Here is a 24179-nt window from a genome sequence, read left to right as displayed (position 1 = left end):
CGCCGTTCGGTTCGGGGCGGATCTTCTCGTTTCGGGGCGCGTCACGATCGGAATTCCCGGGCGAGCGCGCCCCGGAAAGACGGATCCCGCCCCGAACCGGCTCTGAGAACCGGTCGGGACGGGATCGACGTTCTCCGGGCTACTTCTTGCCCTGGTTCGCCACCGCCGCGGCACCCGCAGCGGCCGCCTCGGGGTCGAGGTAGCGACCGGGCCCGGTGGGCACGTTGTCGTCGTCGAGCTCGTAGACGAGCGGGATGCCGGTCGGGATGTTGAGCTCGGCGATGTCGGCGTCGCTGATGCCCTCGAGGTGCTTCACGAGACCGCGCAGCGAGTTGCCGTGCGCCGTGACGAGCACAGTCTTGCCGCTCTCGAGATCCGGCACGATCGCCTCGTGCCAGTAGGGCAGCAGACGGTCGATGACGAGCTTGAGCGACTCGGTGCGGGGAACTTCGCCGTCGATGCCGACGTAACGGGGGTCGTTCACCTGGCTGTACTCGCTGTCGTCGTCGAGCGGGGGCGGCGGCACATCGAAGGAGCGGCGCCACAGCTGGAACTGCTCGGGCCCGAACTCCTCGAGCGTCTGCGCCTTGTCCTTGCCCTGGAGGGCGCCGTAGTGGCGCTCGTTGAGGCGCCAGGAACGGCTCACCGGGATCCACAGCCGGTCTGCGGCGTCGAGCGCGATGTTCGCGGTCTGGATCGCACGGCTGAGCAGTGAGGTGTGCAGCACGTCGGGCAGGATCCCCGCCTCGGCGAGCAGCTCGCCGCCGCGGAGGGCTTCCGCGCTCCCCTGCTCGTTCAGACGGACGTCCACCCAGCCGGTGAACAGGTTCAGCTCGTTCCACTCGCTCCGGCCGTGGCGGAGCAGGATCAGGGTGCGGGTCATGCTCCCAGCCTACGGCGTGCCCCGCACGGGCTCGACGCCCGCGTCATCGCATGACGGCGCCTCCTTAGAAGACGCATAGCGGACGGATAGGCCCGGATCCGACGGGCTCGAGAGGATCCTTCTGTCAGCACCGAGAGAGGATCCGGACATGAGCACCTTCCCCGACCCGACCCGCACGCCCGACGGCCCCGCGTACCAGGGCCGCCTGCTCGATCGCCCCGAGGAGGAGGTCGTGGATCAGGGCGCGCCGTTCGACATCCGGACCCTGATGTCGCGTCGCACGGTGCTGAGCCTCGTCGGGCTCGGCGCGGGTGGTGCGGTGCTGGCGGCGTGCGCGCCGGTGGCCTCGAACGCCGCGTCCACGGCGTCCCCGATGCCCACCGTCACCAGCACGCCGAGCCCGTCCGCGACGTCGGCGGCCGCCACGGCCGTGCCCGCGGCGGAGATCCCCGATGAGACGGCCGGCCCCTACCCCGGCGACGGCTCGAACGGCCCGGATGCGCTGACCGATTCCGGGATCGTGCGGCAGGACATCCGCTCGTCGATCGGCGGGGGCACCACGGCGTCCGGCGTGCCGCTGACGTTCTCACTGAACATCCTCGACATGGCGTCCGGGGACGCGCCGTTCGCCGGTGTCGCCGTCTACGCCTGGCACTGCAATGCCGCCGGAGGGTACTCGATGTACTCGTCGGGCATCGAGGACGAGACCTACCTGCGCGGGGTGCAGGTCGCCGACGCCGACGGGAGGGTCTCCTTCACCTCGATCTTCCCCGGCTGCTACTCGGGGCGCTGGCCGCACATCCACTTCGAGGTGTATCCGACCGCCGCCGATGTCACCGACTCTGCGAACGCGATCGCCACCTCGCAGATCGCCTTGCCCCAGTCCGCCTGCGCGGCCGTGTACGCGACCGCGGGCTACGACGGCTCGGCGCAGAACCTCGCGCAGACCTCGCTGTCCACCGACAACGTGTTCGGCGATGACGGCGGTGCGCTGCAGATCGCGGCGATGACCGGCGACGCGGCGAGCGGCTACACCGCCACGCTCACCGTGCGCGTGGACACCCGGACCGCCCCGACGGGCGGGTCGATGGGCGCGGGGCCGCGCTGACCGCCGTGCGCGCTATGCCCGCGTCGGCCGCGTCGCGGTCGCCGGGGTCAGGTCCTTCCGGTACCAGCGGTCGGCGTAGGGCTCGGCGTTGAACGCCTCGACCGAGAGGAAGCCGAGGCTCTCGTACATCGCGCACGCCTCGACGAGATCGGAGCGGGTGTTGAGTCGGAGCGATCGCAGACCCCGAGCGCGAGCGGCCTCCTCGAGTGCGAGGATCAGGCGGCGGGCGATGCCCCTGCCCCGCGCGGCCGGCAGCGTGAAGACCTTGGTGAGCTCGGCATGGCCCTCCACGAAGCGCGCCCCGGCGCATGCGACGACGGCCTCGCCGTCCCGCACCAGCAGCAGGATCCCGGTGTCGCCCTGCAGGTCGTCGTAGGGCTCGTCCGCCACGACCGCCGCCCGTTCCGCCTCCGTGGCGGGCCTGCCGTGGTACCGCGAGACGACCTCGGTCAGATAGGTGCGCACGATGCCGTCCGCGTCCGCGGTGCCCGGGATTCCGACCTCGATCGTCTGCACTCGGAAAGCCTACGGGGTCGCGACCGGGCAGGATGGTCCCATGGCGTCCTCTCCGCTCGGCCGGCCCACCCGGGGCACCACCGGCACCAACCGGCTGCGACGCAACGACCGCTGGATCGCCGCCTCGCCCGCGTTCCGTCGTGCGGCGGATCCGCTCGTCGTCGACCTGGGTTTCGGAGCCAGCGGCGTCACCGCCTTCGAGCTCGCCGCACGCCTCATCCGGGTGCGACCGGACGCCGAGGTGCTCGGGCTCGAGCTGGACCCCGAGCGCGTGGCGACGGCGCTGGCCCAGCTCTCGGAGCTCCGCGGCGGCGCCGGCCACTTCGCCGCCGACCTGCCCGTCTCGTTCGCCCGGGGCGGGTTCGAGGTGCCGCTGCCGTCGGGGCGCAGGGCCGCCGTGATCCGCGCGATGAACGTGCTTCGGCAGTACGACGAGGACGACGTGCCCGAGGCATGGGCCCGGATGGCGTCACGGCTCGCCCCCGGCGGTCTGCTCGTGGAGGGCACCTGCGACGAGATCGGCCGCATCGCGACCTTCGTCGACGTGGATCAGGGCGGCGTGCCGCAGCGTTTCACGCTGTCGCTCCGGCTCGCGGATCTGGAGCGGCCGTCGATCGTCGCCGAGCGCCTGCCCAAGGCCCTCATCCACCACAACGTGCCGGGCGAGCGGATCCACGCCCTGCTCGCGGATCTGGACCGCGAATGGGAGCGCGCGGCGCCGCTGTCCACATTCGGGGCGACCCAGCGCTTCCTCGCCGCCGTCGCGGCTCTCCGCGAAGCCGGTCACCCGGTGCTCGGCACCCGCGCCCGCTGGCGCCTGGGTGAGCTCACCGTGCCGTGGAGCGCCGTGACCCCGAGCTGAGCCCGCTCACGCCTCGGGGAACGCCGCGCCGGTCAGCCGCAGCAGCGGGCGCGCCTTGACCACGGTCTCGGCGTACTCGTCATCGGCGTCCGAGAGCGAGACGATCGCGCCGCCGACGCCGTAGTCGAGGCCCCCGTCGTGCACGACGAGCGTGCGGATGATGACGCTGAGATCCACGGCGCCGTCGAAGGAGAAGTACCCGAGCGCACCGCTGTACAGTCCGCGCGGGCCGCCCTCGAGCCCGTCCAGGATCGTCATGGTCCGCAGTTTCGGCGCGCCGGTCATGGAGCCGGGCGGGAAGGCCGCGCGCACGCAGGCGACGGGTGTCTCCGCGAGCCGCGAGCGCACCGTCGAGACCAGTTGATGCACGGTGGCGTAGCTCTCCACGCGGAACAGCCCGTCCACGTGCACGGATCCGAGCTCCGCCGTGCGCCCGAGATCGTGGCGGACGAGATCCACGATCATCAGGTTCTCGGCGCGGTCCTTCTCCGATGCCGCGAGCTCGGCGCGGATCCGCTCGTCCTCGGCCGCGTCCGTGCCGCGCGGACGAGTGCCCTTGATCGGGCGGGACTCGACCGCGCCGTCCGCCGAGATCCGGAGGAAGCGCTCGGGCGAGGTGCTCAGCACGCTCACCCCGTCGATGCGCAGGAACGCGCCGAAGGGTGCCGGGTTCTGCGCCCGCAGCGCGAGGTAGGCGGGGAGCGGGTCGATGGCGGTGTCCGCCTGCAGCAGGTTGGTCAGGCAGGCCTCGTAGGTCTCCCCCGCCGCGATCTGCTCCTGAGCCTCGGCGATGAGCCGCAGGTACTCGGTGCGCGAGTGCCGGGCAGCGAGCACGAACGGCGTGGTGGACGAATACGGTGCGGCGCTCTCGCTCTCGCCCTCGCCGTCGACGGCGGCCTGCGGCGTCCCGATCGCCGCGATCCGCTCCTCCGTCTGCGTGAGCCACGTCTCGTCGTCCAGCGCGAGCAGATGGATCAGCCCCTCACGATGATCCACGACCACCGCACGATCGAGTCGGACCATCATCGCGTCGGGCGTCGCGGATCGACGCTGATGCGGAGACCCGCATTCGGCGCGCAGCTCGTAGCCGAGGGCGCCGACCCAGCCCAGGGCGAACGGCAGGTCGCCCGCCTCGGTGACGGTGCCCGCCAGCTCGGCGTCGAGCCAGTCGAAGAAGCCCGTGCGGATGACGTCCTCGGTCCGGCCGTCGCGCACCGTCACTGTGCCGGCCTGCACGTCGGCGACCGCCGTCGGCAGCTCGTTTCCGCCGCCCAGGATGGAGTACCGGGCGCGGTCATCACCGCCGCGGCCGCCGTCGAGCCAGACCGCCTGCGCGGCATCGCCGAAGAGCACGGTGAAGAGCGCCGCCGTGTCCGCGTGCAGCGGCAGGGTGCGTCGGAGCACAGGGCGGGGCACGGGCGCGGGCCGGTCCGCATCGACAGGGCGATGCTGCTCGGCCCCGAGCGGGCGGTCCGGCGCACCGATGCGGACCGGCGCCTCGGCGTCTCCCGGTGCCTCGACCTCGCCCCGCGCGGGCGCGGGCCCCGGCAGCCGTCCTGCGCGCATCGCACGTGCGAACGCGACGAAGTTCGCCACCATGCGGGTGCCGTCGAGCGTGCCGATCGACTCGGGGTGGAACTGGACGCCCCACAGTGGCAGCTCGCGGTGGCGCACGCCCATGATCACGCCGTCGCCCGCGCGCGCGGTGACGACGAGCTCGTCGGGCACCTCATCGATCATGAGCGAGTGGTAGCGCACCACTTCGACGGGCGAGGAGAGACCGTGGAAAGGGCCGGTCCCGTCGTGCACGACCGGGGAGGGCCTGCCGTGACGGGGCTCCGGGGCACGCCGCACCCTCGCGCCGAAGGCGTGGCCGATCCCCTGATGCCCGAGACAGACGCCGAGCAGCGGGATGCGCCGCTCGGCAGCGATCCGGATCGCGTCGGCGCAGATCCCGAAGTCCGCGGGCACGCGCGGATCGCCCGGCCCGGGCGAGAGCACGATCGCGTCGTACCCGTCGAGGACCGACGGGTTCCACCCGGCCCAGTCGTTGTGCACCACGACCGGCGCGCGGTCGGCGGTCGCCGCGATCTGATGCACGAGGTTGTACGTGAAGGAGTCGTAGTTGTCGATCAGCAGGATGCGCAGCGCCCGCTCCTGCCCCTGCTCCGCGCCCCGGGCTGCGTCGGTCGCCGTGCTCTCGATCTCCGAGCCCACCGGTCGCACCGCGTCAGTGCGCGTCGCGCGGATCCGGCGCGGACGGGCGCCTCGACAGCCGCGTCAGCCGAGGCACGTCGGCTGTCGCACCCGCATCGGCCGGGACGATGATCTCCTGCGCGGCGGCGATGTCGCCGTCCGGCGTGCGCACGACGAGGTCGCCGACAGGCGCACGACGCGACAGGATCGCCAGGGCGATCGGCCCGAGCTCATGATGCCGGGCGGCCGAGGTGATGCACCCGACCTCGTCTTCTGCGCCGTCCGCGCCGACGGCCAGCACCGGGGCACCCGCGTCGGGCAGCAGGCTCTCACTGCCGTCCAGGTGCAGGGCAGCGATGCGACGCGGCGGGTGGCCGAGGTTGTGCACCTTCGCCACGGTCTCCTGGCCGCGGTAGCAGCCCTTGTTCAGATGCACGGCGCTGCGGATCCAGTCCGTCTCGTGCGGCAGCGAGCGCTCATCGACCTCGGCGGCCCAGCGGGGGCGCCAGGCTGCGATCCGCAGGGCTTCCGCGGCGAGCGCGCCGGCCCAGGTCGTCTCGTGGTCTGCGGCGAGCACCGCGGCCGCGGACTCGTCGAGCACGGCAGTGCGCCAGCGGTACCCCGAGCCGGGGTGCTCGCCGACGTGGTACTGGTGTCCGCCGGGCTGCACGGTCGGCCACGGGTCGGTCCAGACGACGGCCGTGCCGTGCGGGGAGAGAGCGACGCGTTCGGCGCGCTGCTCCGCCCCCGCACCCGCGAAGAAGCCGACGACGAGCAGTTCCGGGCGCACCGCGACCTTCACGTCGGCGCGGAACACCATCCGCTGCAGCCAGATGGCGAGCGGCTCGACATCGGCGACGTCGGCGATCAGCCACGTGGACGAGCCGTCATCGAAGACCGCGGCCACATGCTCGACCCGCCCCTGCGGATCCAGCACGAGCAGCTCGGTGCTCTCCCCCACCCGAAGGTGCGCGACGGACTGCGACGTGATCGAGTCGAGCCAGGTGAGGCGCTCGGATCCGGTCAGCTCGATCACGGAGCGGTCGCCGAGCGGTGCGAGTGCGTCACCGCGCTCCAGCGCGCGCTGCTCGCGGATCGGATCCCCGAAGTGCTGTGCGATGCCGCCGTCGGCGATCACGCCGGGCAGAGTCGGGAAGCCGGCCACGATCAGACCTTCGCAAGCCGGGCGGAGGCGTGCGATCGCAGCCCGGCGCCGAGTGCGGCGATGTCCCACGCCCAGAGCAGATGACCGTCCACCAGACCGTACATCCGCGAGGCGGCGCCGTACTCCTTGGCGCCCTCGGCACGAACGATCGCGTCGGTGGCGATGTCGATGCGGGGTCCGTCGATGCGGCCGAGGTAGAGCTCGAGCATGCCGTCCGAGTGCGCGATCGACACCTCGATCGCGAAGCCGCCCTCCGGCAGGCGCAGCGCCTCGACGTCATCCACCGTGCGCTCCGCCGTGCGCGCCTCGCGGGGCGGTAGCAGCGCCGGTCCCGCGTCCTGCGCGTCGGCGGGCCGTGTCAGGCGCCAGAACCCCGATTCGGCCACGAGCGCGAGCGGCTCGCCCTCCTCCGGGGTGAAGGTCGCGGTCGCCGCGTAGTTCAGGAAAGGGCCGCCGTCATGGCTGAAGCTCACGCGGTGCGCGAACTCGCCCCGGTAGCGGTGCGCATCATCGTCGCCGTCGGGTCCGGGCACCTCGTAGTCGATGACGCCGGTGCCTTCCCACACTCCGAGCAGCCACGACAGCGGCACGATGTCGGCGGGCAGGTCGGAGGGAAGATCGAGCACGAGCAGCCTTCTCTCAGCAGATGTCGCGGGGCGGGCGCTGATCAGCGCTGGCCGCGGAACAGGTTGACCAGGACGGCCCCTGCGCAGAAGGCGATCGCGAGCCCCGCGAGGACCAGCAGGCCGACGAAGAAGAGTTCGAGCGCGACGATGTCCATGCCACTACTCTATGCCGTCCGCGGGCTGCGCAGCGCCGGGCGAGGCCCGACGCGGCACGGTGCGCCGTCAGCCGCCGAAGAGAGCCGAGATGCCGAAGCCCGCCGACACGATCCCCATCACGAGCAGCGCGCCGAGGCTCCCCGCCGAGACGCGAAGGATGAACCCGCGCGTCTCGCCGCGGAACAGCTGCACGGTGAACGACAGCAGCACGCAGACGCCGAACCCGATCACGTACCAGGTCATCAGCAGCGTGTCGGGCGCGAGCAGCCCGATCAGGACGGCTCCCACCGCGGCGACGGCCCAGGTGACGACGAGCCCGACGAAGGGGCTGCGCGGAGCGAGGACGGGTTCGGCCATGCGCCCATTGTCACCCATCCCGGCGATGCTCGCAGTCCTGAGTAAGGTGTCAGCAGGAAAGGATCCGCGTGGCGCAACTGCTGGTGCTGACGTCGTCTCCCGCTGCGGGGCCGGTTCTGCCCGCCCTGGAGCTGCTCGGCCACCGCGTCCGGGTGATCCCCGCACAGCCCGCGGAGCTGGTGACCGCGCCCGATGCCGACGCCGTGATCGTGGACGCGCGCACCGACCTCGTCGCCGCCAAATCGCTGTGCACGCTGATCCGCACCACGGGCCTGCGCGGGCCGCTGCTGCTCGTGGTGACCGAAGGCGGGATGACCGCCGTGAACGGCGAATGGCGTATCGACGACGTGCTGCTCACCGGCGCCGGCCCCGCCGAGATCGACGCCCGCATCCGCCTCGCACTGTCCCGGGAGGCGCCGGCGGCGGAGCCCGTCAAGGTGCAGACCTCGGGACTCACGATCGACGAGCAGTCCTACTCCGCGAAGCTGCGCGGCACCCCGCTGGATCTCACGTACAAGGAGTTCCAGCTGCTGCACTTCCTCGCCACGCACCCCTCGCGGGTGTTCACGCGCGAGCAGCTGCTCAGCGAGGTGTGGGGCTATGACTACTTCGGCGGCACCCGCACCGTCGACGTGCACGTGCGACGGCTGCGCGCCAAGCTGGGCGACCAGGAGCACATCATCGGCACGGTGCGCAACGTCGGCTACCGCTTCAACGTCGATGAGGACGAGACGCGCCCCGTCTCCCCCGGAACCCGCTGAGCGGATCCCCGGGACACCGGATCCGCCCGGCGGTGCGTTCGGTCGATCCGGATCCCGATCCTGTTCACCTGCAGGCAACATCCTCCTGCAATGATGGGGCGCATGATCGATCCCGCACTGGCAGACTCCGGCCTCGGCGACGCCGAGGACGACGACTTCGACGAGCTCGTCGCGCCGGACGACTCGCTCCTCCCGGAGGACCGGTACCTCGACCGCGAGGTGAGCTGGCTGGCGTTCAACCAGCGCGTGCTCGAGCTCGCCGAGGACGAGACCCTCCCGGTGCTCGAGCGGGCGAACTTCCTCGCGATCTTCGCGAGCAACCTGGACGAGTTCTTCATGGTGCGCGTCGCCGGCCTGAAACGCCGCATCGTCACGGGCCTCGCTGTCCCCACCAACGTGGGCCGCGCTCCCGCCGACGTGCTCGCCGACATCTCGGCCGAGGCGCACAAGCTGCAGCTGCGTCATGCCGTCGCATGGACCGGACTGGTCCGACCCGCGCTGGCCGCCGAGGGCATCACCATCGTGGACTGGGACGACCTGGACGGAGAGGCCAAGGCCGAGCTCACCGACTACTTCCAGGCCAACGTCTTCCCGGTGCTGATGCCTCTCGCGGTCGATCCGGCGCACCCGTTCCCATACATCTCCGGCCTCTCGCTGAACCTCGCGATCCGGATCCGCAACGCCCGCACCGGCCGTCAGGAGTTCGCGCGCCTGAAGGTGCCGCCCATGCTGCCGCGCTTCGTCGAGGTGCCCTCGGAGGACGGCGCGCTGCGCTTCATCCGCCTGGAGGAGCTGATCGCGAACCACCTCGACGACCTCTTCCCCGGGATGGAGGTGCTCGACCACCACGCGTTCCGACTCACCCGCAACGAGGACGTGGAGATCGAGGAGGATGAGTCCGAGAACCTCATCCAGGCGCTGGAGGCCGAGCTTCTGCGCCGCCGGTTCGGCCCGCCGATCCGCCTCGAGATCACCGACGACATGGACGATGTGACGCTCGACCTGCTCCTCACCGAGCTCGACATCACCGACCAGGAGGTCTACCGCCTCCCCGGGCCGCTCGATCTGCGCGGCCTGTTCGGGCTCGGCCGGATCGATCGTCCGGACCTGCGGTACACGCCCCACGTGCCCACGACCGCGCTGGCGTTCAAGCCGGGCGCGAACGAGCGCATCGACATCTTCAAGGCGATCCGCAAGGCCGACGTGCTCGTGCACCACCCCTACGAGTCGTTCACCACCAGCGTCGTGGCGTTCCTCGAGCAGGCGGCGCGCGATCCGCACGTGCTCGCCATCAAGCAGACGCTGTACCGCACCTCGGGCGACAGCCCGATCGTGCAGGCCCTCATCGACGCCGCCGAATCCGGCAAGCAGGTGCTCGCCCTCGTGGAGGTCAAGGCTCGCTTCGACGAGGCGAACAACATCGTCTGGGCCCGCAAGCTCGAGAAGGCCGGAGTGCACGTCGTGTACGGCCTGGTGGGGCTGAAGACGCACTGCAAGCTCGTCAACGTCATCCGCGAGGAGGACGGCGTGCTGCGCAGCTACAGCCACATCGGCACCGGCAACTACAACCCGAAGACCAGCCGGATCTACGAGGACTTCGGCCTGTTCACCGCCGATCCGCAGGTCGGCAAGGACCTCACCCGCCTGTTCAACGAGCTCAGCGGCTATGCGATCGAGAAGAAGTTCAAGCGTCTCCTCGTCGCCCCCCTGCACCTGCGCAAGGGCCTGCTCCGGCAGATCGAGAAGGAGCGTCAGAACGCGCTCGACGGCAAGCCGGCGCACATCCGCATCAAGGTGAACTCGATGGTGGACGAGCAGATCATCGACGCGCTCTACCGCGCGAGCGCCGCCGGTGTTCCGGTGGACGTGTGGGTGCGCGGCATCTGCAGCCTGCGCACGGATCTGCCCGGCATCACCGACAACATCACGGTGCGCTCGATCCTCGGGCGCTACCTCGAGCACTCGCGCATCTTCGCGTTCCACAACGACGGAGATCCGCAGGTCTTCATCGGCAGCGCGGACATGATGCACCGCAACCTCGACCGCCGGGTGGAGGCGCTGGTACGGGTCACGGATCCCGCCCACATCGAGGAGCTGGTCGGGTTCTTCGACCTCGCGCTCTCCCCCGACACGTCGTCGTGGCACCTGGGAGCCGACGGCGAATGGATCCGGCGCGCGTTCTCCGAGGTTGGCGCACCGCTCGTCGACCTGCAGGATAGGACCATGTCGCAGATCCAGAAGCGTCGCAGGGCACGGGCGGTGCGATGACCCCCAGCCCCGCCGGACCCTCCACCGCCACCGCGGACACCACGGGCCTCACGGTCGTCGCCGAACGCCCCGATCGTGCCGTGTACGCGGCCGGCGGACTGGTGTGGCGCGTCGTGGAGGACAAGCTGCGGATCCTGCTGATCCACCGCACCAAGTACCGCGACGTGACCTTGCCCAAGGGCAAGGTCGATCCGGGAGAGATGCTCGCCGAGACGGCCGTGCGGGAGATCTTCGAGGAGACCGGGATCCGCGTCTCGCTGGGGGCGCCGGTGGGCGTCTCCCGGTACACGATGGCCAACCGCAAGCAGAAGGTCGTGCACTACTGGGCCGCGGAGGCGACCGACGAGGCCGTCCGCGCTTCGGTGTTCGTTCCGAACCGCGAGATCGCCGCCCTGGAGTGGGTGAGCCTGAAGAAGGCGCGCGCGCGGCTGAGCTACCCGGTGGACGTCGAGATCCTGGAGGCGTTCGCGAAGCTGGTCGATGACGGGGCGCTCCGCACCTTCCCGCTCATCGTGCTGCGGCACGCGAAGGCGGCAAGCCGCGGCGTGTGGCTCGGAACCGACGCCTCCCGACCGCTGACCCCGCGCGGGCACGCCCAGTCGAAGGCGATCGTGGGGCCGCTGCGGGCATTCGGTGTGCAGAAGATCGTGTCCAGCGACGCACGGCGCTGCGTCGAGACCGTCAAGCCCCTGGCGAAGTCGCTCGAGCTCAAGGTCACGAAGACGCCGCTGCTCAGCCAGGACGCCTGGGAAGAGGGCGAATCGGATCCGCGCACGGTGGTGGGCAAGCGCGTCCGGGCCGGCAAGCCGACCGTGCTCTGCAGCCATGGCCCCGTGCTGCCCGACATCCTCCGCGAGATCGCTCTCGCCACGGGCACCATGCACGGGTCCTACCTCGGCAGCGCCTCCGCGCTCGAGGTCGGCGCGTTCAGCGTCGTGCATCTGAGCGCCACCAACCCCGGATCCGGCATCATCTCGATCGAGACTCACCTGCCGAAGATCTGAGGGGGACGCCGATCTTCGTTCACCCCCCGTTTACCTTCGATCTTTGATCGCGTAACAGACGCCGCATATCGTCTGGCGTGGCCCTGCACCAGGGCACACTCGACACAGCGAAGGACTTACATAGTGAAGCTCAACCGCATCACCACGATCGGCGCAGCCGGCGTGCTCGCCGCGATCGCGCTCGCGGGCTGCTCCTCGACGCCCAGCAGCACGAGCACCGAATCCTCCTCGGCCGCTCCGACCTCGAGCGGCGTCACCTCCAAGGTGGACGCCTCGCTGACCGGCACGATCACCTCGGGCGGCTCCAGCGCGCAGGCGAACGCACAGGCTGCGTGGACCGCTGCGTACAACGCGCAGGTCAAGGGCGTCACGATCAACTACGACAAGTCCCAGGGCTCGGGCGGTGGCGTCACCAACTTCCTCAGCGGCGCCTACGACTTCGCCGGCTCCGACTCCCCGCTGAACGCGGACCAGACCACCCAGTCGAAGGCGCTGTGCACCGAGGGCGGCATCAACATCCCCGTCTACCTCGACGGCGTCTCGATCATCTTCAACGTCCCCGGCGTGACCGACCTGAAGCTCAGCGGTGAGACCATCGCCAAGATCTTCGCCCTGCAGATCACCGACTGGTCCGACGCGGCGATCACCAAGGACAACGGCAAGGCCCTCCCCGCCGGCAAGATCACCACGGTGGCGCGCTCGGACGGCTCGGGCACCACGGCGAACTTCACCAACTACCTCGCCGCCACGCAGAAGAGCGTCTGGACGTTCCCCGCGGGCAAGGACTGGCCGGTCGAGGGCGACGTCTCCAAGCAGAAGGGCGGCTCGGGTGTCGTCCAGGCCGTCGAGGCTGGCACGGGCACGATCGGCTACGCCGACCACTCCGCGATCGGCAAGCTCGCCAGCGCGTCGATCCTGCAGGACGGCAAGGCCGTCGCGTTCAGCCCCGAAGCCGTCTCGAAGACGTTCGAGGTCGCCGCGGTGGACGCCTCCAACGGCGTCAAGGGTGACCTGTCGAAGAAGTTCGACTACTCGAAGCTGACCGCCGAGACCTACCCGATCCCGCTGGTGTCGTACGCGATCGCGTGCACCACCTTCAAGACCCCGGCCCAGGCCGCCCTGGTGAAGAGCTACATCGGCTTCATCGACAGCACGATCGGCCAGCAGGTCGCCGTGAAGAACGCCGGCGCGGCGCCGCTTCCGGACTCGGTCCTCAAGGCCGCTCAGGAGTCGCTCGCGACCATCAAGTAAGCATCAGGCCGGCCCGGGTCGACTCTTCGGAGTCGACCCGGGCTGGGCTGGGCAGCCGACCCCGGTCGGAGGCCCTGCCGAGTTTCCGTGCTGGCCCGATCCCTCTCCTGCCACAGGCCGGAGCACAAAGAAAGACGCGCACACCATGCGAGATGAAGAGTGGCACCGTGACTGACGTCGCGCAGCGTGATGCGGCGACCCCGGTCGCCGCCGAGAACCTCGTCGGGAAGCGTCGCGCCGGCGACAGCTTCTTCCTGGGCCTGTCGACGACGGCCGCCGCGTCGATCATGGTGATCCTCGCCGGTGTTGCGATCTTCCTGATCCTCAAGGGTCTGCCCGCCATCACGGCGAACTGGGAGACGAACGGCGACCTCGCCGGCTATCAGAACAAGCACTGGGGCAGCTTCTGGAACTACGTCGCCCCGATGCTCTGGGGCAGCATCTGGTCGGGACTGATCGCACTGATCCTCGGCGCCCCCGTCGCGATCGGCATCGCCCTGTTCATCTCGCACTACGCGCCGCGCCGGCTCGCCAGCGCGCTCGCGTACGTCGTGGACCTGCTCGCCGCCGTGCCGTCGATCGTGTTCGGCCTGTGGGGTGTCATCGTGATGCGCCCGTTCCTGCTGCCGCTCTCGGAGTTCCTCAACCAGTACTTCGGCTGGATCCCGCTCTTCGAGGGTCCGGTGTCGAGCACCGGCTCGACCATGCTCGCCGGTGGCGTGGTCCTGGCGGTGATGATCCTGCCCATCATCACCGCGCTGACCCGCGAGATCTTCCTGCAGACGCCGCGCCTGAACGAGGAGGCCGCCCTCGCCCTCGGCGCCACGCGCTGGGAGATGATCAAGCTCGCCGTCTTCCCCTACGCCCGCAGCGGCATGGTCTCCGCCATCCTGCTCGGGCTCGGCCGGGCGCTCGGCGAGACGATGGCGATCGCGCTGATCATCTCGCCGTCGCTGCTGTTCTCGGTGAAACTGCTCACCGACGGATACAACTCGCAGACGATCGCGGGAAACATCGCGCTGAACTTCCCCATCGCGACCGACATCCAGCGCTCCGCCCTGATCGGCACCGGCCTCATGCTCTTCGTGGTGTCGCTCGCCGTCAACATGATCGCCCGCGGCATCCTCGGTCGCTCCGAGCGCAAGGCACGCACCTCGCCGAAGATTGGAAAGCGCGTATGACCGCCGTCAGTCCTGCGCCGACGACCGCGCCGCCGATGAGCCTCACCAGCGGGCAGCTGCCCCGCTGGATCGAGCCCGTGCTCGCGATCGGCACCGCGGTGGTCGTGGCCGCCGTGCTCCTGGTGATCCAGCTCTTCAACCCTGCGGTGTGGCTCGTACTCACCGCCGTGGTCTACCTCATCGCGATCGGCGTCGGATCGAGCATCGTGGAGGGCCGCCGCAAGGCCGTCGACCGCGTCGTGCGCGGCCTCGTCGTATGCGCCTTCGTCCTCGCCGTGGCACCGCTGATCTCCACGGTCTGGACCGTGGTCGCGCAGGGCCTCAAGGTGGTCAACTGGGACTTCGTGACCAAGGTCGGCGGCACCGTCTTCGACCCGAACACGCTCGCCGTGACGAACACCCCCGGCGCCCTGCAGGCCGTCGTCGGCACCCTCATCATCACCGGGATCGCCGCACTGATCTCGGTGCCGATCGGGATCCTGGCCGCGGTGTATCTGACCGAGTACGCACAGCCGAGCAACCCGATGCGTCGCACGGTCACGTTCCTCGTCGATGTCATGACCGGCATCCCGTCGATCGTCGCCGGTCTGTTCGCGTTCTCGCTGATGGCGCTCATCGTCGGCCCGAAGGCGTTCAGCGGCTTCTCCGCATCGATCGCGCTCTGCGTGCTGATGATCCCGATCGTGATCCGCTCCACCGAGGAGATGATCCGGCTCGTGCCGAACGAGCTGCGTGAGGCCTCGCTCGCCCTCGGAGTGCCGCGCGCCACGACCATCATCAAAGTCGTGCTGCGCACGGCCGCGAGCGGCATCGTGACGGGGGTCGTGCTGGCCGTGGCCCGCGTGATCGGAGAGACCGCGCCGATCTTCATCGCGGCGAGCTTCACCGACAACTTCAACGCCAACCCGTTCAATGGGCCCATGCAGACCCTGCCGGTGATGGCCTACACGGCGTACAGCTTCCCGGGCAAGGACATCGAGGCCTCTCAGGCGCAGGCCTGGGGTGCTGCCCTGCTGCTGGTCATCGTCGTCGTCATCTTCAACCTCATCGCTCGGATCGTCGCGAAGGCATTCGCGCCGAAGAGCCGCTAACTCAGGAAGGCACGCAGCGTGTCCAAGAGCATCGAAGTCAACGATCTGAACGTCTTCTACAGCGACTTCCTCGCCGTCGAGGACGTGTCCATGAACATCGAGCCCCGCACCGTGACCGCCTTCATCGGCCCGTCCGGCTGCGGGAAGTCGACGTTCCTGCGCACCCTCAACCGGATGCACGAGGTCATCCCCGGCGCGACGGTCAAGGGCAGCGTGTACATCGACGGCGAGAACCTGTACGCCCCGGGCGTCGACCCGGTGCTCGTGCGCCGCCAGGTGGGCATGGTGTTCCAGCGTCCCAACCCGTTCCCGACGATGTCGATCAAGGAGAACGTGCTCGCCGGCGTCCGCCTGAACAACAAGCGGATCTCCGCCTCGGACGCGGACGCTCTCGTGGAGAAGTCGCTGCGCGGCGCCAACCTGTGGAACGAGGTCAAGGACCGCCTCGACAAGCCGGGCGCGGGTCTCTCCGGCGGACAGCAGCAGCGTCTGTGCATCGCCCGGACCATCGCCGTGTCCCCGCAGGTGGTACTGATGGACGAGCCGTGCTCGGCCCTCGACCCCATCTCCACCTTCGCGATCGAAGAGCTCATCACCGAGCTCAAGAACGAGTTCACGATCGTGATCGTGACCCACAACATGCAGCAGGCGTCGCGTGTGAGCGACAAGACCGCGTTCTTCAACATCGCCGGCACCGGCAAGCCGGGCAAGCTCATCGAGTTCGCCGACACGGCGACCATCTTCACCTCGCCGAAGGAGCAGGCCACCGAGGACTACGTCTCCGGCCGCTTCGGATGATCGTCGACCGAGTGCATCCGGCGCCGCCGCGTGCACTCGGCCCTCGTTCGCTGGGCTATCCTGGCCCACGACCGAGGGGATCCATCGTGACGACGTGCCGTTTCGCGGGCCTCGCAGCGCTCGCCGCCGTCTCGGCGCTTGTGCTCGCGGGCTGCGCAGGTCCGGATGCGGGCGCTCCGCGCACCACTGCGCCGACGATCCCGCCGCCGCCCCCGCTCTCCGGCGGCATTCTGGGCGCCGGATCCTCGGCGCAGCAGGGCGCGATCGGTTCCTGGTCCGCGCTCCTCACCGCCGCCCACCCCGATGCTCACGTGGCATTCGACCCATCCGGATCCGGAGCCGGTCGTCAGTCGTTCCGTGAGGGTCGGGTGTCGTTCGCAGGTTCGGACGTGCCCTTCACGACCGACGAGGTCGCAGCCAGTGGCTTCACGGCGTGTGCCAAGGGGTCCGAGCTCATCGAGATCCCCGCGTACGTCTCGCCGATCGCCATCGTCTTCACCCTCCGCGGCGTCGACTCTCTGAAGCTCGATCCGAAGACCCTCGCGGGTATCTTCACCGGCGCCATCACGGCCTGGAACGACCCTGCGATCGTGGCCACCAACCCGACGGCGAAGCTGCCTGCGTCGCCGATCGTCCCGGTGCACCGCTCCGATGCCTCGGGCACCACCGCCAACTTCACCGACTACCTTGACCAGACGTCACCGGATGTCTGGACCGCCGGCGTGGTCGGCAGCTGGCCGACAGGTCTCGGCGGCGCACCCGCCCAGAAGTCATCCGGCGTCGCCGCCGCAGTGCGGGGAGGCGAAGGCCGAATCGGCTACATCGACGCCGGCGAGGCCGAAGGCCTGGCCTCGGTCGCGATCAGAGTCGGGAACGACTGGGTGGGGCCCTCCGCTCAGGGAGCGAGCGCCGCGTTGGATGCGGCGAGGACGGAGCAGGGCCGCGCACCGGGCGATGTCGCGATCCGGATCGACCGCGGCACCACCGCCGAGGGGGCCTACCCCTTGCTGCTGGTGGGGAGCCTCATCGGCTGCGCTCGGTACGACAGTGCAGAGACCGCGGCGCTGACGAAGGCCTTCTTCTCGATCGCCGTCTCGGGCGAAGGGCAGCGGGCGGCCGCTGCCGCCACCGGCAGCGCTCCGATCTCGGACGAACTGCGCACCAAGGCCCAGTTCGCGATCGACCTGATCGTCTAGCACCGCCGAACGGGTGAGATCAGGATCCGGCGGCTACGACAGGACCGACCGCCACGGGACCTCGATGGTCCGCACGATGCAGGACGCGCCGTGTGCGCCTGCCGTCAGCGGTACTCGGGATTGGCGTCGTAGCCCCAGCGCTCGCCGTCGTTCCATGCCTGTCGCAGGTTCCCGTAGGCGGGGATGCCGCCGGCATCCTTGAGCCGCCTCGCCGTGTGCAGGAGGTTCCAGGTCATGAACGTCGTGTTGCGATTGGTGAAGTCGCTCTCCGGGCCGCCCGAACCGGGATCCAGATAGCTCGGTCCGGGCCCGATCGCACCGATCCACCCCGCATCCGCCGCCGGCGGGATGGTGAATCCGATGTGCTGCAAGCTGTACAGGATCGACATCGCTGCGTGCTTGACGCCGTCCTCGTTGCCGGTGATGATCGCGCCGCCGGTCTTGCCGTAATAGACGTACTGGCCCTTGTCGTTGAACAGGCCGCTCATCGCGTAGAGCCGCTCGATGAGCTTGCGAGTGATCGAGGCGTTGTCACCGAGCCACAGCGGCCCGCCCACCACGAGGATTTCGGCAGCGTCGATCAGCGGCCAGATCTCGTCCGGCCACGCATCGCTCGCCCAGCCGTGCTCGCGCATGTCGGGGTAGACCCCGGTCGCGACGTCATGGTCGATGAAGCGGATGCCGTCGACGGTCACGCCCTGCGATCGCATCAGCGCGATGCTGCGATCCATCAGCCCCTGGGTGTGACTGAGTTCGGGACTGCGCTTCAGAGTGCAGTTGACGAACACCGCACGAAGGTCGTCGTAGGCCGCAGGAGCGACCGGGAGCTCTGCCATGTGGGCAGACTACGACCTTCACTCCCCGCGGAACAGGCCTTCAGCGAACCTCAGTCCCGCGCGGAGAGCAGGTAGGCGTTCAGGCCGTCGGTGAACGCATGGTCGACGGTGAGCGTCGCCTCATCGATCGCGGTGATCGGGGCTGCCAGGCGCACACTCGAGAGAAGCCAGGCGTGGTCCGCGGTGGCGAGGTCCGCAGTCGGCACGGTGGCGTACTCCGTGACGTACCCCTGAGCCTCGAGGTGCGCGAAGAGGCTGATCTGCGTGGTGCCCTGCAGGATGCCGCCATGGGGCGCCGGCGTGACGAAGCGGTCGCCGAAGCGCAGGATGAGCGAAGCCGTCGGCGCCTCCAGCACGACGCCGTCCGTGGTGACGAAGATCGCGTCGTCGGCATCGCGGCGGTGCGCCTCCCGGAGCGCGGCCATGTTCACCGCGTACGACAGCGTCTTCGCGCCCAGCAGCAGCCAGGGCGAGCGCTCGGCGGCGCCGCTGTCATAGCCGCGGTCGAGAGTGACGACGCGGATCCCCTCGGAGCGTGCGGCGGAGAAGTCGGCAGCCGGGGCGGCGGTGACCCACGCCGTGGGCGCCGGACCGTGGTCGACGCCGCGGCTGAGGATGAGCTTGATGACCCACTCCCCCGAACCGCACTCGGCGGCGGCGAGCGCGATGGCCTGACGCCATTGCTCGCGGTGCGGTTCGGGCAGTTCGCACAGAGCGGCCGAGTGCGCGAGCCGCTGCACGTGCGCTTCGACCTCCTGGGCGTGCCCGTCGACGACGCCGATCGACTCGAAGATGCCGTCGCCGCGCTGCGTGCTCAGCTCGCCCACGCTGAGGGCGGGAGCACCCGGGTCGATCCGGCGGAAGCTGTCGCTGAAATCCGCCCGCTCCTCATCCGTGGACTCGGCGGGGGTGATCAGCAGGGCGAATCGGGCTGCGGCCATAGGACGAGCCTAGGGCGTGCACGACGCGCCCGGCGTCGCGGTCGACGGGAATACCGCCGCCCCCGACGCGTTACACTTGATCGGCCGGGCCGCATAACCCCGGGCTCCATTTTTCGCCGCTGCGAGCGGCCTTCCGCCGAGAGGCGTTCTTGCGGCCCGGCTTCTTCATGTCCGGGCGCAGACGCGACCCTGTCGGGAGTGATCGCCGGATCCGGTCGTCGTCAACGGCGCCTCGAGGATCCGCTCAGTTCAGCGAACCGTCGCGCCACGCGGCGGCGGAAGCCGTCAGATCCAACGCGAAGGCGCTGAGTCGGGCCGCGCGCGTGGTGAGCTCGCTCGCCCGGTCGGGCTCGGTCGGGTCGTAGTCGTCGGCGATGTGCGTCGAGCCCGAGGCCTGCACGCGGCAGAACGCCGCCGCGCGCTCGAGCGCGATCGCGAAGTCGCCAGAGAACGCGCCGTGCAGGATCGTGTCGATGAGTGCCACGAGCTCGTCGGGGCCGGCCGGAACCGGTGCGCCTGCCACGAGGGCGTCGACGGACGGCAGCTCAACCCGGCCGCGCTCATGAAGGAGCGCGGCGAGGGACGGATCCGTGTGGATCGAAACCTGCAGCAGGTAGAGCCGCCACAGGGTTCCCGGCAGCGAGACGGCAGGGCTCTTCGCCCAGAGCTCCGCGACCTCGTCGATGCCGTGCTCGGTCGCATAGGCCACGAGTCGCTCAGCGCTCACGCCGCTGTCGTCCGCACGCACCCGAGCCAGCAGCGCCGACGCGGTGGCGTGCGCCATGCGCGTCTGCTCGGCCGGGTCGTGGGATCCGAGCAGATAGTCGAACGTCTCCGGGGAGAGGCGGACGGGGCGATGGAACGGTGCGGGCACCGACCCAGGCTACGCGCGGTGTCCGACTCGGGCACCCAGTCGCGACCGATAGACTCGACGACACGGGCCTCTAGCTCAGTTGGCAGAGCATCGGACTTTTAATCCGCGGGTCGTGGGTTCGAGCCCCACGGGGCCCACCGATCTTGCGCTCGGATCAGCGCTCCCTGCGGCGCAGCGCGGCCAGGAGGAGATGAGCTGGCAGTACGTCGGCCGGATCCGACAACGTCACACCGAGCTCCTCCGCCCGCCGCAGCCGCGTCTGCACCGTGTTCCGATGCGCGCCGAGTCGCACGGCGGCGGCAGAGACCGAGCCGCACGAGGAGAGGTACGCCAGCACGGTGTCGATGATCTGCCCTGCCCCGGGATCCCCGAGGAGTCGCGGGTAGAGCACGTCGACGAGCTGCGCCGCGAGGTCGGCCGGCACGAGGCGTCCGAGCAGCCGCGCGGGGATCCGGCCGAAGTCCACGAACGCGTGCGCGCGCGGCGCGTCCGGCGATGGATCAGCGAGGCGCGCCGCGAGCCACGCCTCGCGGACGGCATGCCGCGCCTCCGCCGCCGAGCGATGCACCTGGGAGGCTCCGCCGGCGAGCGGCAGCCCGGCGGTGTGCACGAGACCGTCGCGTACCCGGTCCAGGCTCTCGGCGCCGCGCTCCGGATCCGTCACGGGGAGGAACCCGATCCACCCGCCGTCGAACCGCGCGAGGGGGGAATCGGGGAACGCGAGGCGCCAGAGTTGATGCACGAGCGCGCCGAGCCGCTCCGGCTCGTCGGAGAGCAGGCAGACGGCGTGGAAGGCGTCGTCGAACGGCCCGGCCGAGATGCCCGCGGGGCTCTGGAACGCCGGCTCGTCGAAGGCGGCGACGGGCGCGAGCCCCGTGAGCGCCGTGATCGCGACGGCGGGCAGTGAGTCATGCGTCGCGGCGAGCCGCAGCTCGAGCAGCAACGCCCGGAGCGACGGCGCCGCCCCGGCGAGAAGAGCCTCCGCGAACCCCGCCGCGGCAGCCGGCACCGCCGCGCGCAGGGCTCCGTCATCGCCGTCGCGCGGGGAGAGATCGGCGCGCACGAGCGTCACCGGAGGGCCGGAGGGACGCGGCTCCCCTCCCGCACCGGCCGGCGCCGCGAACGTCCGTACCCCGGCCGACTCGACCCAGACCGGGGCCCCGTCCAGCTCTCCGGAGAGCAGCGCCACCGCCTGTGCCGGGTCGTCCGCCGCGGCGAGCCGGTCGACGGCCGATCGCACCCGTGCGGCCGACTCGGCGCGGGCCGCGCCGATCCGGATCGCGACGTCGAGCGCGAGCCGGGTCATGTCGCGCCGTGTGCTGAGAAGAGACACTCCGAGGCGTTTCGCGAGTTCGATCACCGAGGCGGTGAACGGCTGCTCGGGGATGATCACCGCGCACGCGCGTCGCTCCCACGCGTAGCGGAGGGCTGCCGAGATCATCCATCCGCCGCGGGTCTCCCCGGGGGCGAGCAGGATCACCGTGTCGGGGCCGACCGCGCCGATGTCCTCGAGGTCGGAGATGAGCGCGAGATCGCGGACCGGGCTCCCTTCGGAGACGAGGTGGAGCACGAAGAGCCCATCGAGCTCGCGGGTGTCCGTGAGGTCGCGCAGCTCGACGGCCCCGGACAGGGCCCGGTTCACAGGCGGATCCTTCCGCGGTCGGGCAGCAGCGTGTGCAGGGTCTCCGGGGCCGCGAGGCGCCGACCCTCCGCGGTGTACCACTGCGCCGCGGCGGGCAACACGACGAGGTCGAGGGTGTTGCCGACCCAGAGGTCGTCGAGGCTGGCGACACGGCCGTCGTCCGGGTGCAGCATCGTGATGATGTCAGGGATCACCGCGTCCACCGTGCCGTCGACCATGAGCATCAGGAGCTCGTTCTGGATCTCCAGCTGCACGAAGCGCCCCTGCGCCTCCTCGACGAGGACGACGCTCGAGGGGTGGTCCGGCTCACCGGCGGGCGCCGGCCGGGACAGCCCTGCGACGTCGGCGACCCTGGCGCGGATGATCCGGCGCACGCCCTCTCCGCGCCGGAGCAGTTCGTGCTTCTCCTGCGTGCTGCGGGACGACTCGAGGATCCGCCCGATGCGCACCATGCGCGAGACACTGCCAATGACACCGGTGCGGGCGAGATCGCGCGCGGTCATCGGGTAGAGCGCCGTCGCCGACCAGCCGCCGAACTCCCCGGCGAGCGCCCGCACGAGACGTTCGGCCCTGCGCGGTTCGCCGACCCGCACCAGCGCCGAGTCGCCGACTGGACCCGTCGCGGCGAGCGGGCCTGCTGGCAGGCCCGCCAGCGTGAACACCGACTGGAACAGCAGCGGGAACACCCGCCCCATGGGATCGGCGTCGACGACTGGCCGACCGAGCTGCATCCCGGTCAGCAGCGGCACCATCGAGTTCACGTTCGCTGCGGCCAGCGGGAACAGCCCCTCGATCCGGCGTCCCAGCTCGCGCTCCAGGAGCTCGACGCTGCTGACGAACTCGTCGCCCGCCGGCCGGAGCTCGGAGAGCGGGAGCCCGTTGTTCACGAAACCCACCGCCGCGACGAGCGCGTCGTCGTCGAAGTCCTGCACGGGCAGGAGCTCGGGGCCGTCGGCCCCCGCCGACATCCTCGTGAGGATCCGGTCCTGCTGCTCGTCACACCACTCGGGATCCGCCGCGCAGGCGAGGAAGAGCGCCCCGGTGCGCAAGTGCCTGACATCCTCAGCCGTCAACCTCATGCGGCGTCCCCTCCCCCGCGAGCAGTCCGCCGACCGGGTCGCCGGCCACCCCGTGCACCCGCACCGAGATGACGCGGGCGTGCTCGTACGTGGTCGCGACGAACCGCGACTCGAGGATCCGCGCGGTCGACGGCGGCGCCCCGAACGCGGCGAGCCGGGCGCGGACCCTGGCCTCGGCCGCCTGCAGCTCGTGCGCCATCTCGTCGGCATTGCCGGCTCCCACGATCCCCAGGGCCCAGTCGGAGAGAGGAGCGCACGCGGCCCCCAGCGCCCGCAGGTCGAGATCGGTCTCGACGACCTCGCCGCCCCCGAGCCACTCGGGCGACTCCGTCCCACGCGGTCGCACCAGCCGCGGTCGCGGGGAGCGCCCGTTGAGCAGGATCTCGGTGGCGGGGACCAGGTGGGCGGCCTGGGTGGCGAGGCGCGCACCGCCCCACCCCAGCTGGGGCACGATGGCGGGGGCTCCCGCGCGGAGAGAGCCCAGCACGAGGTCGTTCCCGTGCGCGAGCAGGAGATCGCCCTCGTCGAGCCCGCAGAGCGCGGCGGCACCGAGGAACTCGATCGATGGACCGGAGAACGCGGAGTGGACCGGCGTGGCCGGGAGCCGGCTCAGCGGCACCCTTCCCCCGTCGTTGCGGGTCACGAAGAGCCTCGCGTCCGGGAAGCGGCGGCCGGCGACGAGCGCGAGGGAGATCGCGAGAGCCTCCGCATCGGGTACCAGCGCACTGTTGAGCACGGCCGTGCGCTCCCGCGTCGCGAAGGAGTTGCCGTCGAACGCGTGCGAGAAGGTCACGCTCAGTGAAGCGTCGTGGTCGAGCAGGATCTCCCCCGCCGCGAGCTCGTGCGACGGATTGATCAGGGCGCCCACGCCCGTGATCACGACACGGGATCCGGCCGGGATCTCCGGTGCCGCCGCGCGGAGACCCACCGCGTCGAACGGGGTCAGCTCCTCCCCCAGCGTCGTGTGGCCGCCGCGCACGTGCAGGATCGGGGCGTCTCCGACCCGGGGTTCGTCGCCGCGGTCGACCGGTGGGCGCGGCGCGATCCGGACGACCGTGAGGGGGCCCGCCCCTGTCCGGTCCAGCACCGCGCTCAGGTCGAACGCGATCGAGCGCACGGCCGCGTCGGCCAGGCCCTGCCGCCCGAGCAACCGCTCGAGCGCCGCGTCGACGCCGTCGGCCGTCACGGGGATCTCGTGCGCCGCGAGCGACCCGTCCGGCCGGAGGGCGACGGCCGCGATCCGCCGGTGGCGCACGCCGATCCCGATCCGCATGCGCCGCTCCGTTCCGTGTCATCCCGCGGGATGCGCGGGAGCAGAGGGGGCATCCGCGCGCTGTTTCATTCTTTTGCACATTGTGATTTGAGCGCAAGATGCACTTTGCACAGCG

General features: G+C 70.6%; 22 protein-coding genes and 1 tRNA gene. 11 read left to right on the top strand and 12 right to left on the bottom strand.

The window, feature by feature from the left end; all coding sequences use genetic code 11:
• Positions 1 to 139 precede the first annotated feature (139 nt).
• On the bottom strand, positions 140 to 883 hold the full coding sequence (locus ACFWCK_RS17265) for a phosphoglyceromutase (protein WP_378807027.1): 744 nt from the start codon (positions 881 to 883) through the stop codon (positions 140 to 142).
• 148 nt (positions 884 to 1031) lie between these two features.
• Between ACFWCK_RS17265 and ACFWCK_RS17260 the strand changes: the two genes are divergently transcribed.
• The gene (locus ACFWCK_RS17260; RefSeq protein WP_378807025.1) at positions 1032 to 1991 is read left to right on the top strand and encodes an intradiol ring-cleavage dioxygenase; all 960 of its coding nucleotides are present in this window, start codon (positions 1032 to 1034) and stop codon (positions 1989 to 1991) included.
• Between the two features lie 12 nt (positions 1992 to 2003).
• Here ACFWCK_RS17260 and ACFWCK_RS17255 read toward each other — a convergent pair whose 3' ends face one another.
• On the bottom strand, positions 2004 to 2507 hold the full coding sequence (locus tag ACFWCK_RS17255; RefSeq protein WP_378807023.1) for a GNAT family N-acetyltransferase: 504 nt from the start codon (positions 2505 to 2507) through the stop codon (positions 2004 to 2006).
• 40 nt (positions 2508 to 2547) lie between these two features.
• Between ACFWCK_RS17255 and ACFWCK_RS17250 the strand changes: the two genes are divergently transcribed.
• Entirely contained in the window at positions 2548 to 3369 is an 822-nt protein-coding gene (locus ACFWCK_RS17250) for a class I SAM-dependent methyltransferase (RefSeq protein ID WP_378807021.1), read from the top strand.
• A gap of 6 nt (positions 3370 to 3375) precedes the next feature.
• Here the strand turns inward: ACFWCK_RS17250 and pabB are convergent, their stop codons facing one another.
• The 4 genes from pabB to ACFWCK_RS17230 form a co-directional block, all read right to left on the bottom strand.
• Positions 3376 to 5586 carry an aminodeoxychorismate synthase component I gene (gene pabB, locus ACFWCK_RS17245; protein WP_378807020.1) on the bottom strand — a complete coding sequence of 737 codons (2211 nt, stop codon included), beginning with the start codon at positions 5584 to 5586 and terminating at the stop codon, positions 3376 to 3378.
• 13 nt (positions 5587 to 5599) lie between these two features.
• Positions 5600 to 6730 carry a YgfZ/GcvT domain-containing protein gene (locus ACFWCK_RS17240; RefSeq protein WP_378807018.1) on the bottom strand — a complete coding sequence of 377 codons (1131 nt, stop codon included), beginning with the start codon at positions 6728 to 6730 and terminating at the stop codon, positions 5600 to 5602.
• Between the two features lie 2 nt (positions 6731 to 6732).
• A complete protein-coding gene (locus ACFWCK_RS17235) occupies positions 6733 to 7356 on the bottom strand; it encodes an FABP family protein (RefSeq protein ID WP_233311497.1) in 624 nt (207 codons plus the stop codon).
• A 222-nt stretch (positions 7357 to 7578) separates the two neighbouring features.
• Entirely contained in the window at positions 7579 to 7869 is a 291-nt protein-coding gene (locus ACFWCK_RS17230; RefSeq protein ID WP_233311498.1) for a hypothetical protein, read from the bottom strand.
• 68 nt (positions 7870 to 7937) lie between these two features.
• Between ACFWCK_RS17230 and ACFWCK_RS17225 the strand changes: the two genes are divergently transcribed.
• The 8 genes from ACFWCK_RS17225 to ACFWCK_RS17190 all read left to right on the top strand — a co-directional run bounded on the left by ACFWCK_RS17225 (position 7938) and on the right by ACFWCK_RS17190 (position 17419).
• Positions 7938 to 8630 (top strand): response regulator transcription factor, encoded by a 693-nt coding sequence (locus ACFWCK_RS17225; RefSeq protein WP_233311499.1) that lies wholly within the window; start codon positions 7938 to 7940, stop codon positions 8628 to 8630.
• Positions 8631 to 8732: 102 nt separating this feature from the next.
• On the top strand, positions 8733 to 10898 hold the full coding sequence (locus tag ACFWCK_RS17220; RefSeq protein WP_378807015.1) for an RNA degradosome polyphosphate kinase: 2166 nt from the start codon (positions 8733 to 8735) through the stop codon (positions 10896 to 10898).
• Positions 10895 to 11902: an NUDIX domain-containing protein gene (locus tag ACFWCK_RS17215; protein WP_233311501.1), complete on the top strand. Its 1008-nt coding sequence runs from the start codon at positions 10895 to 10897 to the stop codon at positions 11900 to 11902. Before ACFWCK_RS17220 ends, ACFWCK_RS17215 begins: the two co-directional genes overlap by 4 nt.
• A 123-nt stretch (positions 11903 to 12025) precedes the next feature.
• Positions 12026 to 13153: a phosphate ABC transporter substrate-binding protein PstS gene (locus tag ACFWCK_RS17210; protein WP_233311502.1), complete on the top strand. Its 1128-nt coding sequence runs from the start codon at positions 12026 to 12028 to the stop codon at positions 13151 to 13153.
• Positions 13154 to 13320: 167 nt separating this feature from the next.
• Complete coding sequence (gene pstC, locus ACFWCK_RS17205) at positions 13321 to 14334, top strand: phosphate ABC transporter permease subunit PstC (protein ID WP_374107828.1); 1014 nt, start codon at positions 13321 to 13323, stop codon at positions 14332 to 14334.
• Positions 14331 to 15425, top strand: coding sequence for a phosphate ABC transporter permease PstA (pstA, locus tag ACFWCK_RS17200; protein WP_233311504.1), 1095 nt, complete (start codon positions 14331 to 14333; stop codon positions 15423 to 15425). Before pstC ends, pstA begins: the two co-directional genes overlap by 4 nt.
• Before the next feature lie 18 nt (positions 15426 to 15443).
• Positions 15444 to 16223 (top strand): phosphate ABC transporter ATP-binding protein PstB, encoded by a 780-nt coding sequence (gene pstB / locus ACFWCK_RS17195; protein ID WP_233311505.1) that lies wholly within the window; start codon positions 15444 to 15446, stop codon positions 16221 to 16223.
• A gap of 86 nt (positions 16224 to 16309) precedes the next feature.
• On the top strand, positions 16310 to 17419 hold the full coding sequence (locus ACFWCK_RS17190; protein WP_378807013.1) for a phosphate ABC transporter substrate-binding protein PstS: 1110 nt from the start codon (positions 16310 to 16312) through the stop codon (positions 17417 to 17419).
• A 104-nt stretch (positions 17420 to 17523) separates the two neighbouring features.
• Here the strand turns inward: ACFWCK_RS17190 and ACFWCK_RS17185 are convergent, their stop codons facing one another.
• From ACFWCK_RS17185 to ACFWCK_RS17175, 3 genes are all read right to left on the bottom strand, one after another.
• The gene (locus ACFWCK_RS17185) at positions 17524 to 18255 is read right to left on the bottom strand and encodes a flavodoxin family protein (protein WP_378807012.1); all 732 of its coding nucleotides are present in this window, start codon (positions 18253 to 18255) and stop codon (positions 17524 to 17526) included.
• Positions 18256 to 18305: 50 nt separating this feature from the next.
• Positions 18306 to 19196: an aminodeoxychorismate lyase gene (locus ACFWCK_RS17180; protein WP_378807010.1), complete on the bottom strand. Its 891-nt coding sequence runs from the start codon at positions 19194 to 19196 to the stop codon at positions 18306 to 18308.
• 244 nt (positions 19197 to 19440) lie between these two features.
• Positions 19441 to 20070, bottom strand: coding sequence for a DNA-directed RNA polymerase subunit beta (locus ACFWCK_RS17175; RefSeq protein WP_233311509.1), 630 nt, complete (start codon positions 20068 to 20070; stop codon positions 19441 to 19443).
• A 64-nt stretch (positions 20071 to 20134) separates the two neighbouring features.
• Between ACFWCK_RS17175 and ACFWCK_RS17170 the strand changes: the two genes are divergently transcribed.
• A tRNA-Lys gene (locus tag ACFWCK_RS17170) sits at positions 20135 to 20207 on the top strand.
• A 17-nt stretch (positions 20208 to 20224) separates the two neighbouring features.
• Here ACFWCK_RS17170 and ACFWCK_RS17165 read toward each other — a convergent pair.
• From ACFWCK_RS17165 to ACFWCK_RS17155, 3 genes are read right to left on the bottom strand one after another with little or no spacing between them, the layout of a single operon-like run.
• Positions 20225 to 21712 carry a PucR family transcriptional regulator gene (locus ACFWCK_RS17165; RefSeq protein WP_378807009.1) on the bottom strand — a complete coding sequence of 496 codons (1488 nt, stop codon included), beginning with the start codon at positions 21710 to 21712 and terminating at the stop codon, positions 20225 to 20227.
• Positions 21709 to 22791, bottom strand: a complete 1083-nt coding sequence (locus ACFWCK_RS17160) for a DUF917 domain-containing protein (RefSeq protein ID WP_378807007.1) — start codon at positions 22789 to 22791, stop codon at positions 21709 to 21711. The genes ACFWCK_RS17165 and ACFWCK_RS17160 overlap by 4 nt, the downstream gene beginning before the upstream one ends.
• On the bottom strand, positions 22775 to 24064 hold the full coding sequence (locus tag ACFWCK_RS17155; RefSeq protein ID WP_378807005.1) for a hypothetical protein: 1290 nt from the start codon (positions 24062 to 24064) through the stop codon (positions 22775 to 22777). Before ACFWCK_RS17155 ends, ACFWCK_RS17160 begins: the two co-directional genes overlap by 17 nt.
• Between the last annotated feature and the right edge of the window lie 115 nt (positions 24065 to 24179).

The organism is Microbacterium sp. NPDC060117 (assembly GCF_042729315.1).
GTDB lineage: Bacteria > Actinomycetota > Actinomycetes > Actinomycetales > Microbacteriaceae > Microbacterium.
Note: the sequence above shows the minus strand (reverse complement) of the source record. Positions and strands in the feature narration are given on the sequence as shown.